A 12,710-nucleotide genomic window follows, 5' to 3' on the forward strand; every position below is an offset into this window, starting at 1 on the left:
TTATACACTTATAAAACAACGAAGCAAGCCTCACTAGCGTGTTATACGACTCGGAATGATGAAAAGAGGCCCTGAAAGGGGCTTCTGGTAATTGGTTTGCGACCAGACCGGACGTGCGAATTCAAACAGATTTGAAAATTGCCCCCTGAAAAATTGCCCCCTGAACAGACAAGACAATTGTTCTACAAACCGAGGAGCCCAGAATGAATCAATTTACCCTATCGCTCGTTTTTTCACTTCTTTTTACTGCGTCCGGTCTAGCCCAGGACTCCAGTTCTCCAACAGATCGGCTGAATAAGCAAAGCGAGCAGTTTCAGGAACAGACCATCAAGGTTGCTGATAATGTTTACACGGCAGTTGGATACAGCGTTTCCAATGTCTCGATGATTGTAGGCGACGACGGAGTTGTGATCATTGACACGGGCATGATGCTGGATGACGCCAGCCGCATCATGGCAGAGTTCCGCAAGCTGACTGACAAGCCAGTCAAAGCGATTATCTTTACACACTCACACGGCGACCACACCGGCGGAGCGAAAGCGTTTCTTGGAAACGAACGTCCACAAATCTGGGCTCACAAAAACTTCGGCAGCGAAGCGGGCCCACTGGTTGCCGGGGGCGTCACTTTTCAAAGCGTCCGAGGTGCAAGGCAGGCAGGATTCAAATTGCCTCCAGAGCAGAGGATTAACAATGGAATTGCGCCTGTACGTTACCCCAAACGCGGCGGTAAAGCGTTCGCTTCAGGCAACGCGACCAATCCAACTCACTTCCTTGAAGGTGACCGCCAAACGATTCAGGTCGCCGGGGTTGAAGTCGAACTTGTATCATCCCCCGGGGAGACCAACGATCAACTGTTCGTCTGGTATCCGGCTGGCAAAGTTCTGTTTGCTGGAGATAACTTCTACCGCTCGTTTCCGAATCTTTACGCGATTCGAGGCACCCCCAATCGCAGCGTGCGTCTGTGGGCTGAAAGCCTGAGCAAATTAGCAGACAACAATGCCGTTGCCCTCGTCGGTGGGCACACCAAACCAATCCTCGGAGCCGACAAGGTCAAGCAAGTCCTCGGCGACTACCGCGATGCCGTTCAATTCATTCACGACAAGACGGTCGAGGGAATGAACAAGGGAATGACGCCCAACGAACTGGTCGAGTACGTGCAACTTCCCGACAACCTCGCCAGCAAAGACTATCTACAACCATTCTATGGCCATCCTGACTGGGGCGTCCGCAGCGTCTTCAACGGATACCTCGGCTGGTTCGATGGCAACCCATCCAATCTGTTCCGTCTTTCACCGAAGGCAGAAGCCGAACGTGTCGCAAAACTGGCCGGAGGAACGGACAAGCTCCTGGCCTCTGCCCACAAAGCGCTTGCCGCCGACGATGACCAATGGGCCGCGCAACTTGCCGATTATCTGTTGGCGATCAACAAACAAGACTCGGCGGCCAGACAGATTAAGGCAAACGCATTAACCAAGTTGGCGCACGATATGGTTAATGCCACAGCAAGAAACTACTACCTGACAGTCGCTCGCGAACTGCGTGAAATGGCAAAGACGGAGTGACAATAGCGATTCTTTGTGCAGTTGGAGACCACTCAGGGATTTTTCAGGAACCTGAACTCTGACTGGATGAAGTGTGCGTGATAGAAAAACAAAACCCTCGACCGCAAAATGTATTGCAATCGAGGGTTTTCTAGTTCATGCTGAAAGCTCCTCGAGTAGGACTCGAACCTACAACCTAGCGGTTAACAGCCGCTCGCTCTACCAATTGAGCTATCGAGGAAGATGTTGGTGGTAAAAGAAAGCTCTCAACCACTTTGTGCGTATAAGATATTGTGAGATATGAATGAAGTCAACCGATGTTAATCATGAACCAGATGTGTTCTGGTAAAATTCTCAAGAAAAATGAGGCTGACTGGACATCGTAACTGTTTTATATCACTTAGCTTCTGAGTCCGGCTGTTCGGGGGCAACCCCTTTGATCTTTTCCAGGGTGACCTTATTGCCTTGCTCATTGTATTCGATGAGATTCATAAAGGCTCCCATTAGCATGATTCCCCGGCCACAGGGGCGTTCGAGATTTTCCAGCAAGGTGGGGTCTGGGACGACAGTTCGATCAAAACCATGGCCCTCATCCTGAATTTCGATGCGGACTCGTTCGTCGCTCAACCAACAGCTGATATCGACGCTTTTATCAGGCGACATACGATTACCATGCTTGATGGCATTGACCAGCGCTTCTTCCAGAGCAAGGCGCACGGCAAAGACATCGCGATCTGGATATTCACGTACCTCAAGAGCCTCGACAATCCTGGCTTGAACAGCCTGACCTTCCGAGGTATCGCTGGGAATCGTTACTTCAAAGTGTTCGTCCGATGACATGTATTTGGCCAGCACACGATTTCTGGTGTTTATCCAGTTACTAATCAGAGATAATTCAATCAAATCTAAGGAAATCAGTTTCAAAAATGAACGCTGGTATTCCTTACTGAACTATCACACAATGTTTTGTTCTCCAAGAGTGTTTCGTAACGGACCGGGAAGGAATTCGAACTTGTCATTCCCGAACCATAACTAAAACCCTTCGAGAGCAGCCTCCTGTGTTTCGGCAATATCAAAAAGTTGATTCAGCCTTGTAATAGCGAATACTTCATAGATATCAGGACGAATTGAACAAAGTTTCAATTTTCCCTTTGCCTTTTTCACTTTTTTATCCAGTGTAATTAACTTTCCGAGTGCTGCACTGGAAAGATATTCGACATTGGAAAAGTCGAGAATAATCTTCTTGCGTCCATCCTCATCGACAAGTCCGAATAATTGAGTCCCGATGATTTGGATGTTTCCCTCATCAAGAATCTTTTTGTCAATAAATTTTGCAATGGTGACATCATTCACTTCCTCGATGTCAACACGACGGTGACCAGCTGCCATAATTCCAGCCCACCCTCTTCTAAAAAGACAAAATCCGACGTTGGCTCATGTATTCCCTATGAACACATTATCGTTGACTTAAAATACCTACGATTGCCTGGCCCGATCGGAATCGATCATAAAAACGAATTGAATTAAGTAACAAATTATATCTGCTACGACCAAAAATGGAATCACCTAAACAGATATTCCCATTAGACTAACATCAATTTGCATCCGGACAACACGTTCCCGGCTATCCATGATCATCACGCTTTCCTTCCTTGCTGTCAAGCATATTCGCAAGATAGTTTACGGGAATCTCCGGGTCTAAGTGCCATATCCAGCAGACTTTGTGTAATCTCGCAAACTCAGGTTCTCTAAATCCCCCGGTTATTAAGGTAAAAAGTCACCACGAATTCGACAGTACCTTCGAGAATCTCTGCTGGCGATGTCCAACACCGCTTATGTAAAGTCTTTGATACGTCTCTGTGTGCAACGTGTCAAACAACCGAAACAGCTAAGCCGCCTTCCTTCAAGCAGACCAGAATTAATCCAGAACAACAGCCCGGTTCCAGCACGGAAACCAGCAGTTTTCCTGATTTCTCCACAGTGGCAATTGTCATAACCCTGACAAATTGTCTGACCACTTGAAAATCATCCATTTCGAGCGTTCCCCTAAGACCCGCGCCCCGACATCAGGCGCACTGTTTGCCCTTAAGTGCTGTTTGACAAACTTCCTTTCGCCGAAACCGGCGGTTCTGTTTGACATTTCAGCCGGGGAACGCCATGCAACGTCGATTCAGCTATGCACTCATCATTCTGATTGTGAGCCTGTGCTTGGTTTCCAACACACAAGCGGAAATCGAAATCGAGCTGACAAACGGAAGCGTTGTCACTGCCGACCGCATTGAGTGGGGTGATTCGTCTACATTACTCCTTGAAACAGCCCGCCAGACAGGCATTGTTCAATTATCACTTTCCCTGGAACAGATCAAGCGTCTGTCGCTTGATGGCTCGCATTACGATCAGGAGACCATTCAGCTTGCCGCGGCAAATCGTGACCTGATTCAACCAGCCGCCTACACGTCGATTCAAAAAGAGCCGACGACGACCGAAACCGCACCCGCTTTTGATTCCAGACCAAAATTACCACGGCCCTGTTCTTCCGACTGCAGCCGAGGCACGATTCTTGGCATTCACGATGATCCACTCAGTGCCTACGAGCCCATGTTGAGTCAAGTTTTTCCTAAAGGCGTACCGACTTTGGAACGCGGGTTTGCTCTGGAATTGATGCGCTCGCAAGTGGCCCAGCAGGTATTGGGAACTCCCCCGCCCCCTCAAGGCTACCCGCTGCCCTCGGAATCTTCTCCGATCTCGGGAAAACTAAGACAGATTGCGGTCCAGGCGACGCCGCTCAACACACAGGGAAAAGCAGATTGGAACGCGCTCGCGATTCGCGTGCAAGGCTTTGATCGAATGGGGAATCCCGCACGCATTTCCGGAAACATCCGCATCACCCTGTACGGTCAGCGTCAATTGCTGTTGCGTGTCTGGGATCAGCAGTTTCTGGCAAAGCCAATCGAGACCATTTCCCTCGCACAGTGGACGCGTAATTGTGCAACCACGCCACGAACACAAATCCCACGTGCCGGAAACTCGTTCGGTGCAGGCCAGGCGTCTGATCAGACTTGGATTGTCAAATTGCCACCGCCGATTCCCGAACACAATCTGAATGTCTACGCTCTAGGAGAAGTCCAGGTCGCACTGGCGTCTCCTGGCAACGGAACGTTCGAAGCTTCGACTCCCGCTGTTCCCTTGAAGCACGTTTCGCTCCCCCGTGATCTCTCACTGGCGAACAGCGGCTCCCGCTTCTTTCCGTCCGAAACGACTTCCGCAGGAGTTTTCCGGGCCAAACGTTTGAATTACAATGCGCCATCAAGGCCAAGCAGCCGCACCCTCTCCGTCCAGCCTTAAGGTCAGACATTTGGCCGAGCCGCCTGCTTTGATGAATTCATCCAGGGGCGTACTGTGCGCCTCATAGCCACGTTCCTTAAGATCTTTCTCCAGTTGCGGGCAGCCTGTGTTCAAAGCAACCGATTTCCCAATCACGACCGCGTTGCAAGCAAACCGCTTCGCTTCCTGATCCACAACGGGAATCAGATGCGGAATGTGTTCTTTTAAAGCCTGCTGCGCGTAGCTGTCAAAAGCGGGAGGATAATAGATGGCTTCCGTGGCACTTAAAGGACAGAAACAGGTATCGAGATGATAATAGGACTCATCGACCAGTTGTAATGGAATCACGCGGCAATTCATTTCCCCCGCCACCCATTGCATCGCCTTCACATCGCTGCGAATGAGATAACCGGCAAACAGCGTGTCTCCACAAAACAACGCATCGCCGGCGCCTTCAAAGAAATGATCTTCGGGCATCTCAATCGTTTCAAAGCCGGCGCTTTGAAACCACTCTCGATCGACGGGAGTTTCCCCTTGTCGGGCCTCATGCCGAAACAGAGGCAGAAAAACCTTATTTTTCCAGACAAGCCCGGCGTTCGCCGTAAAGACCAAATCCGGTAGCCCTTTTACAGGGGTCATTAATTCAACACGGGCGTTTAAGGTCAGCAGAAGCTGATGCAAGACCTCCCACTGGGCACGGGCGAACTTCGGATCACTCTGCTGACTGCGACTCATCCAGGGATTGATTTCGTACTCAATCCCGTAAAAATCGGGCGGACACATTAATATGGTGGGGGCATTATATTTCAATGCAGTTCGCTTTCTTTATCGTTAGCCTGACTTAGGTCTCTTTATTTAATCAGCTTCAGTCACCTTAATTATACCATCGTCAATAACCCCTTGTTTGAATTATTCGAAAGTGGAACCGAGTTTTCGAATCTGGCTGTGTTTAATTGACGGCATGACCGGCAATCGAATACAGTCTTGAGATGATCGCAACTTCTTCCTTATTGATCGGGATCTTTCACCATGACTGAGGCAACTTCGTACCCCCTGACCTGGGACCTGGCTTCCCTGTACCCTCATCCGGAACATGCCGACTTTGAGAACGGTTTGAAGCAGATGAAAGCGTCTCTGGAAGATCTAGTGACGCGAGTCGCGCAATTGTCGACGTCTACCAATCCGCAAACGGATGCCGGCGTCTGGGGCGACTTTCTGTCGGACTATCAGTCGGCCGTCTCCGAGTTAGCGGGGCTGTTTGCCTGCCTGGAATGTTACTGTTCCGAAGATGCAAACAATAAACACTATCAGGTATTGATGGCGCGTCTGGCCAGTATTCGTCCGTTGCGAGAAAATATTGAAACACAACTGCAGCTCACCGTGCGCGATATTTCAGATGAAGTCCTGCAACAATTCTGTCAGCAGGATGCCCGCCTTCAAGAGATTCAATTCTTCCTGGAAGACTGCAAACGAAATGCAAAATTAAGACTGCCTAAAGAGCAGGAAATTCTGGCATCGCAACTAGCGGTGGATGGATTACACGCCTGGGGGCGTTTGTATGATCGGCTGTCGGGCGATCTCAAAATCCAGATCATGGAAAAAGGGGAACTGGTAGAACGCTCTCCCGGTCAGGTTCACTTTGATTCGCCACAACGGTCGATCCGGGAAAATAATTTCTACGCCGCCAACAAGGCCTGGGATACCATCGCGGATTCCTGTGCCGATGCGCTGAATCATCTCGCGGGAACCAGACTCACCGTTTACAGCCATCTGCCTGTGGCCGATCATCTGGATGCACCGTTGATTTATAATCGGATGCAGCGTGGCACGCTGGATACGATGTGGTCCGTCATTTCAAAACGGAAACAGAAGCTGGTTCAATTTCTGGAAAAGAAAGCGGAAATGCTGGGTCTTTCCAAACTCAGCTGGTACGACCTGAATGCGCCACTGCCTCTGTCAGGCGGGGAATCACCGGAGATCCCCTACGATCGCGCGTGCGAATTGATTGTCAATTCCTTTGATAAATTCAGCCCCGATTTAAGCGAGTTCGCCGAACGGGCACTCCGCGAACGCTGGATTGAAGCGGAAAATCGGCCAGGAAAACGACAGGGTGGCTTCTGCACGACCTTTCCTGTTCAAAAGCAGTCACGTATTTTCATGACCTACACGAATTCCGCCGACAGCATGTCGACACTCGCGCATGAACTGGGACACGCCTATCATTCGTATGTTCTGAAAGACGCGCCTTATGCACTCAGTGACTATCCAATGAATCTGGCGGAAACGGCTTCGACGTTTGCAGAAGCGGTGCTGGGGGAACAACGCCTGAAAGCCGCAAAATCCAAAGCAGAAGAACTTCAAATTCTGGATGGCATGCTAGGAGACTCGGTCTCGTTCATGATGAATATCCACACCCGCTTCCTGTTTGAAGACCGGCTGCATCAAGAACGACAAGAAGGCGAATTGACGCCGGATCGTTTTTCGGAGTTGATGCAACAGGCTCAACAAGAGGCATATGCGGATGCTTTGGATGAGTCCGGTTTAAATCCACAGTTCTGGATCTCCAAACTGCATTTCTATATCAGCGAATTACCGTTCTACAATTTCCCTTATACGTTTGGCTATTTACTCTCACTCGGCGTTTATGCTTTGGCTGATACGTTTTCCGATCCGTCCGAATTTGCAGAGAAATACCGTGAACTGCTGATTGCCACCGGGTGTCAGGTAACTGAGGAAGCTGTTGCTAATACATTTGGCTACCAGTTGGGAGAAGCCGACTTCTGGAACAAGAGTATCGATATCATCGATCGCCGCGTCGATCGCTTCCTGGAACTGGCAGAGTGAAGGCTGTTGTCATTGCACACAACTCCTGTTGGAAAGCTTGATGAGTACCGGAAATCGACTCAACCGCGCATGGTCTCAGCCTGATATTCCGTAAATATTCTGTAATTGGACTCATTTACTGCGAGTGCAGGCCTAAAATGGGGACAGTTCCGGATTTAAAGAATCGGTCCCGTGTCGAAATATGGGCAGACCTTCGGTATACTGACTCCACGATAATGAGATGACTGTCGATTCTGCAGGTAATCTGAAAAGCATTTTTTTCTATGGCAACACAACAGGAAATAACGGAAGCCCGCCAACATTCAGGGGTGGGTTTTGTTCAGAGCAAACTGGCGACCTTGTTTGTGCCTCCCCACTGGTTGAAACTGGCGGGTGGAGGTGAACTGGGACCGATTCAGGTGGCTTATGAAACGTATGGCGAATTAACGCCTGCGAAAGACAATGCGATCTTCATCTGCCATGCGCTGACCGGAGATGCCCACGCGGCTGGCTATTATGAAGATGATGACGAAAAAGCAAAACCGGGTTGGTGGGACGATCTGATCGGACCAGGCAGAACACTCGATACTGATAAATACTTTGTGATTAGTGCGAATGTGCTAGGGGGCTGCCAGGGCACAACAGGCCCCAGCAGTATCAACCCCGAAACCAACCAACCCTATCGGCTCAGTTTTCCCTTTATTACTGTCGGCGATATTGTCGAAGTGAATTCGGCACTGACCCAACATCTGGGCATCGATCAATTGCTGGCCGTGATTGGTGGAAGCCTGGGAGGCATGCAGGTTCTGGAGTGGGCGGCGCGCTTTCCAGATCAGTTACGCAGCGCTATCTGCCTGGCATCGGCGGCTCAACTTTCAGCCCAGGGAATCGCCTTTAACGCGGTCGGCAGACGTGCCATCAAAACAGACCCCGAATACAAAAACGGCGAATACGAAGCAGGTGCCGGCCCTCGCTATGGCCTGGCCTTAGCCCGCATGATCGCACACATCACTTACCTGTCGGACCAGTCGATTGAAATGAAATTTGGCAGGCGTCTGCAGGATCATGATACCTTTACTTATGAAATGCTGCCGGAAGTCGAGTTTCAGGTCGAGAGCTATTTGCATTATCAGGGAAAACGATTCGTTGAACGATTTGATGCCAACAGTTATCTCTATCTTACGCGGGCCATGGACTACTTTGACCTCGAATCTCAATATGGTTCGCTGACGAACGCGCTGGGCAAAACCGATGCCCGGTTTTTAATCGCTTCTTACGACTCAGACTGGCTGTTTACCACCACTCAAAGCAAAGAAATTCTGCGAGCGCTGATTGAATGCGGCAAACATGTATCGTTTATCGAATTAAAAAGCCCGTTCGGCCACGACTCCTTTTTGATTGAAATTGAACAACTGCAAAACATGATCACTCCCTTTCTGGAACAGGCCTATCAGCCCCGACAGATTGAGAGTGCTCAAACGACATAACTGAGATCAGTGGCCATGTGGCTACTGTGATACTCATAAATTGACGCGGATATTTTTTCATGTGTGCACAACATCGATACTGTATGCAGGACCCGTCGCTGGAAATGACGGACAGACTGCTACTGGAACAGATTCAGCCGGGCAGTCGCGTTCTAGACCTGGGCTGCGGCGATGGTCGTCTGTTGGCCCGATTGCGCGATGAACGCGGGGCATCTGTACTCGGAATTGAAATCGATATCACGCAACATCACGCCGCAATCGCACGAGGCGTGCCGGTAATTCAAGCCGACCTGGATGAAGGCTTGCAGGATATTCCCGATGGTGCCTTTGATTACGTAGTCCTCAGTCAGACGCTGCAACAGGTACTCCAGCCGAAACAACTTCTGGAAGAAATGGTCCGTGTCGCAAAACAAGCGTTGGTCGTGGTACCCAATTTTGGAAACTGGCGGATTCGTCTCCAGGTTCTGAAACAGGGTCGTGCCCCAGTTACCAAGGTCTTACCGTATGAATGGTATAACACCCCCAACCTGCATCTGATGTCGATGCACGACTTCCAGGATCTGATGCGGCTGCTGGGAATCGAGATTCTCCAGGAAATCCCGATTATCAACCATCGCGCCGTCGAACGAGCCTGGCTGGCCAATCTCCGTGCGCAACACGTTCTCTATGTTTTACAACGACAGGACGAAAACTTAGCCGCGCAGAGCCAAAGTAAATTAGAGAGCGAACTTGAATCTCCCCAACCAGGTTCGTAATAATTTGAGCAACGATCGACCGTAAATCGAAAGCACGATTGCGAACTGCCCTGCTTCATTTCTGTATACCAGATCAGGAATCACTGATTTTTTTTCGAAACAGTCTGCGTCAAAAACGCATAATTCTGCAGCGATTTCCGGTAAAATCCCCCTTGTTTCCCGGTGCGTTTCCCGGTGCGTTTCCCGGTGCGTTTCCCGGTGCGTTTCCCAGTGCAAAAATTCCAGGTTGCGACGCCTTAATTCCTGTTTCCATAAATGGAATTTCCCGATATACTGCCTCACCTTCAGGTCAGAAATGACACAACCTCACCTGCGTCCTCAGTAAAAACACAATGACGTAAGGTGAAATATAATAATCGTTTAAAACAAGACAGCGACCCAGTTTTTTGAAGAGAAAGAGGGAAGGGACTCCCGATGCGTATCATTGCAATCATGAATCAAAAAGGGGGCGTCGGCAAAACGACGTCAAGCGTAAACATGGCTGCCGGGCTGGCAATGCAGGGCAAAAAAGTCTGCCTGGTCGACCTCGATCCGCAAGGCCATGCCTCGTTACATCTGGGGATTGAACCGACGGGAAATGTTCCCACGTCCTATGATGTTTTCTCGGGATTTAAAACCCTGGCAGAAACCCGCCAACTGGTCGCGAAAAATTTGTGGGTCGTTCCTGCGACGCTGGATCTGGCTGCGACTGAATTGGAATTGGTCGATGCCGACAACCGGGAAATTGTTTTGCGTCAGGCCATAGAGAAAATGGCGGAAACAGAACCCTTTGATTATCTGATCATGGACTGCCCCCCTTCGCTGGGTGTGTTAACGGTCAACGCATTGACGGCTGCCACCGAGGTGATCATTCCTCTGCAGCCTCACTTCTTTGCACTGCAGGGTTTGTCCAAACTGTTAGAAACAACGGCCTTGGTACGGCGTCGCCTGAATCGCAAATTACGTGTCTCCGGCGTCGTTTTGTGTCTCTACGAAACAGGAACACGCCTGGCAGCGGATATCACCGATGACCTGTGTGCGTTTTTGGGTGCAAGCGCTCCCGACGCACCGTGGGCAGATGCAAAAGTATTCCAGAACCGAATCCGACGGAACATCAAACTGGCAGAAGCCCCCAGCTTCGGGCAATCCGTGTTTGATTATTCCAGCTCCTGCCCGGGTGCCAAAGACTACGGCGGTCTGGTCCAGGAAATCATCGCGGATGAACAGGCAGAACAGTCTCCCCTGCAACAGGCTGCCTGATTACTCAGACGCGGGTTTCTGTTTTTCTTCCAGCTTCGCTTTGGCTTCTTTCCACAGCGGATCGTACACTTCTTTATCAAACGGAGGACATCCTGTCGGGTACTGCCCGAGTGGATGATCTTTCGTGCGCATCAGGTTGGTGCAATAAGAAAACGTACGGCAGACGGTTTTTCGTTTGAGTTTTCCGTCTTCCTTCAGCAGCTTGGCAAATTCCGGCTGTGAGAGTGTTGCGCGGCCCATGCCGACAATGGAAATATTCCCTTGTTCAACATTCGCGGCAGCCGCGTGCATCGCAAAATCCTGTAGCCAACTGTAACCGCTTCCGACGACCGGAATATCTGGAACGGCGGCCTGAATCTGTGACGCAATTCGAAAATGTCGTGCGACGCCGATCAGTGGATGCTCGGGGGCATGATAACCGTCGGTCGGCGGGAATTCCGCCGGACGGACAATATGTGGATTGGCATACGGGTTTCCGTTGGAAATATTGATCAGACCGACGCCCCACTCCCTGAGCAGTTTGGCAACTTCCAAGGGCTCAGTCAGATCTTCCTTCAAATGATCATTCGGATCAGTACCAAAGGCGGTTTGCAAAGGCAGCTCGTGAGGACAGGGTTCTCCGACAAAGTCATCGCCGGCGCCCTGATAGGGAATTCCATCGTAGCCATTCATGCGGGTGCCGATGACCAGGCTTGGACACTCTTCCCGAATGCGTTTGACCACATTCCGTACCAGGCGTGTGCGGTTTTCCAACGAGCCGCCATACTCTCCCGGCCGGTTTTTCGCTGCCAGTAATTCTGAGAGCAAATATCGATGACACTGTTTGATATCAACAAACCCTACCCCAATCGACTCTGCCAGTTTTGCAGCGGTCACATATTGATCTTCGATGCGTTTTAAATCGTCATCAGTGAGTATTGGATAGCTGTCATCAATGGGATGCCCCGTTGATTTATCAATCGTTCGCGGATCAAGTACCTGATCTCGGGTCACGACGAGCGGTTTTTGAAAACTGAATCGGCCTGAATGGGTCAACTGCAGGCCGATGACTAAACCGTCATCGGAACCAAACACTTCTTTGTGGGCATCGCGACAGCCGGCGAGCATCGTCTCTAATGCGGAAGCAGTCTTATCATTGATCATCAACTGACGTGGATTCATCCGCGCTTCAGGGCCAATGGCCGTCGCTTCCCCCCAGATCAATGACGCGCCGCCCGCACCAAATCGTTGATAGCGACGATACGTTAATTCATCGGGAAATCCGTCAGTGGTACCATCGCAGCCTTCCATCGGCTGGATACCCAGACGGCTTTTCGCTTGCAGATGACCGATTTGAATCGGCTGGTATAACACGTCAAAGTTGTCCGACACTTCAATCGGACAGCCTAATCGTTCTGAATCGGCAACGACGTCGGCGGGAGTTTTATATTTATAATATTTGGCCATGTCTGATGACTTTATGCAAGCAAATTTGATGACGGTGAAGGTATCGAGGGTCTGACTGATTTGAGTTTACTCAAACTCGAAGTGAATTACCATTC

12 protein-coding genes and 1 tRNA gene are annotated in these 12,710 nt (G+C 50.2%); 6 read left to right on the forward strand and 7 right to left on the reverse strand.

From position 1 onward, the window contains the following. Nucleotides 1–203: 203 nt before the first annotated feature. Nucleotides 204–1,562 (forward strand): alkyl/aryl-sulfatase, encoded by a 1,359-nt coding sequence (locus AAC022_RS02040; RefSeq protein ID WP_339727485.1) that lies wholly within the window; start codon nt 204–206, stop codon nt 1,560–1,562. A gap of 147 nt (nt 1,563–1,709) precedes the next feature. Here the strand turns inward: AAC022_RS02040 and AAC022_RS02045 are convergent. The 4 genes from AAC022_RS02045 to AAC022_RS02060 form a co-directional block, all read right to left on the reverse strand. Next, nucleotides 1,710–1,782, reverse strand: a tRNA-Asn gene (locus AAC022_RS02045). A gap of 155 nt (nt 1,783–1,937) precedes the next feature. Further along, nucleotides 1,938–2,465: an ATP-binding protein gene (locus AAC022_RS02050; RefSeq protein WP_339727487.1), complete on the reverse strand. Its 528-nt coding sequence runs from the start codon at nt 2,463–2,465 to the stop codon at nt 1,938–1,940. Nucleotides 2,466–2,573: 108 nt separating this feature from the next. Further along, nucleotides 2,574–2,930 carry an STAS domain-containing protein gene (locus AAC022_RS02055; RefSeq protein ID WP_145220013.1) on the reverse strand — a complete coding sequence of 119 codons (357 nt, stop codon included), beginning with the start codon at nt 2,928–2,930 and terminating at the stop codon, nt 2,574–2,576. 482 nt (nt 2,931–3,412) lie between these two features. Continuing rightward, nucleotides 3,413–3,574, reverse strand: coding sequence for a hypothetical protein (locus AAC022_RS02060; protein ID WP_339727490.1), 162 nt, complete (start codon nt 3,572–3,574; stop codon nt 3,413–3,415). A 124-nt stretch (nt 3,575–3,698) separates the two neighbouring features. Here AAC022_RS02060 and AAC022_RS02065 point away from each other — a divergent pair, with 124 nt between their 5' ends. Next, a complete protein-coding gene (locus AAC022_RS02065) occupies nt 3,699–4,886 on the forward strand; it encodes a hypothetical protein (RefSeq protein WP_339727491.1) in 1,188 nt (395 codons plus the stop codon). Here AAC022_RS02065 and AAC022_RS02070 read toward each other — a convergent pair. Continuing rightward, nucleotides 4,848–5,675 carry an arginine deiminase-related protein gene (locus tag AAC022_RS02070; RefSeq protein ID WP_339727493.1) on the reverse strand — a complete coding sequence of 276 codons (828 nt, stop codon included), beginning with the start codon at nt 5,673–5,675 and terminating at the stop codon, nt 4,848–4,850. The genes AAC022_RS02065 and AAC022_RS02070 overlap by 39 nt on opposite strands. A 219-nt stretch (nt 5,676–5,894) precedes the next feature. Here AAC022_RS02070 and AAC022_RS02075 point away from each other — a divergent pair, with 219 nt between their 5' ends. The 3 genes from AAC022_RS02075 to metW all read left to right on the forward strand — a co-directional run bounded on the left by AAC022_RS02075 (nt 5,895) and on the right by metW (nt 9,930). Further along, the gene (locus AAC022_RS02075) at nt 5,895–7,709 is read left to right on the forward strand and encodes a M3 family oligoendopeptidase (protein ID WP_339727495.1); all 1,815 of its coding nucleotides are present in this window, start codon (nt 5,895–5,897) and stop codon (nt 7,707–7,709) included. A 263-nt stretch (nt 7,710–7,972) separates the two neighbouring features. After that, complete coding sequence (locus tag AAC022_RS02080) at nt 7,973–9,175, forward strand: homoserine O-acetyltransferase (protein WP_339727496.1); 1,203 nt, start codon at nt 7,973–7,975, stop codon at nt 9,173–9,175. Nucleotides 9,176–9,234: 59 nt separating this feature from the next. Then, nucleotides 9,235–9,930 carry a methionine biosynthesis protein MetW gene (gene metW, locus AAC022_RS02085; protein ID WP_339727497.1) on the forward strand — a complete coding sequence of 232 codons (696 nt, stop codon included), beginning with the start codon at nt 9,235–9,237 and terminating at the stop codon, nt 9,928–9,930. Between the two features lie 109 nt (nt 9,931–10,039). On the opposite strand, the gene AAC022_RS02090 is transcribed toward metW, so the two are convergent. Further along, nucleotides 10,040–10,183, reverse strand: a complete 144-nt coding sequence (locus tag AAC022_RS02090) for a hypothetical protein (protein ID WP_339727498.1) — start codon at nt 10,181–10,183, stop codon at nt 10,040–10,042. Nucleotides 10,184–10,344: 161 nt separating this feature from the next. On the opposite strand from AAC022_RS02090, the gene AAC022_RS02095 reads away from it, so the two are divergent. Then, the gene (locus AAC022_RS02095) at nt 10,345–11,169 is read left to right on the forward strand and encodes an AAA family ATPase (RefSeq protein ID WP_339727499.1); all 825 of its coding nucleotides are present in this window, start codon (nt 10,345–10,347) and stop codon (nt 11,167–11,169) included. On the opposite strand, the gene AAC022_RS02100 is transcribed toward AAC022_RS02095, so the two are convergent. Beyond that, nucleotides 11,170–12,615: an NADH:flavin oxidoreductase gene (locus AAC022_RS02100; protein ID WP_339727501.1), complete on the reverse strand. Its 1,446-nt coding sequence runs from the start codon at nt 12,613–12,615 to the stop codon at nt 11,170–11,172. Between the last annotated feature and the right edge of the window lie 95 nt (nt 12,616–12,710).

The organism is uncultured Gimesia sp. (assembly GCF_963976445.1).
In the GTDB taxonomy this organism is placed as follows: domain Bacteria; phylum Planctomycetota; class Planctomycetia; order Planctomycetales; family Planctomycetaceae; genus Gimesia.

Bases quoted from the DNA above. Each gene is read 5' to 3' on its own strand.
- AAC022_RS02040 (WP_339727485.1), top strand. From the start codon at position 204: ATGAATCAATTTACCCTATCGCTCGTTTTTTCACTTCTTTTTACTGCG.
- AAC022_RS02090 (WP_339727498.1), bottom strand. From the start codon at position 10,183: ATGGAAACAGGAATTAAGGCGTCGCAACCTGGAATTTTTGCACTGGGA.
- AAC022_RS02065 (WP_339727491.1), top strand. From the start codon at position 3,699: ATGCAACGTCGATTCAGCTATGCACTCATCATTCTGATTGTGAGCCTG.
- metW (WP_339727497.1), top strand. From the start codon at position 9,235: ATGTGTGCACAACATCGATACTGTATGCAGGACCCGTCGCTGGAAATG.
- AAC022_RS02075 (WP_339727495.1), top strand. From the start codon at position 5,895: ATGACTGAGGCAACTTCGTACCCCCTGACCTGGGACCTGGCTTCCCTG.
- AAC022_RS02055 (WP_145220013.1), bottom strand. From the start codon at position 2,930: ATGGCAGCTGGTCACCGTCGTGTTGACATCGAGGAAGTGAATGATGTC.
- AAC022_RS02080 (WP_339727496.1), top strand. From the start codon at position 7,973: ATGGCAACACAACAGGAAATAACGGAAGCCCGCCAACATTCAGGGGTG.
- AAC022_RS02095 (WP_339727499.1), top strand. From the start codon at position 10,345: ATGCGTATCATTGCAATCATGAATCAAAAAGGGGGCGTCGGCAAAACG.
- AAC022_RS02060 (WP_339727490.1), bottom strand. From the start codon at position 3,574: ATGGATGATTTTCAAGTGGTCAGACAATTTGTCAGGGTTATGACAATT.
- AAC022_RS02100 (WP_339727501.1), bottom strand. From the start codon at position 12,615: ATGGCCAAATATTATAAATATAAAACTCCCGCCGACGTCGTTGCCGAT.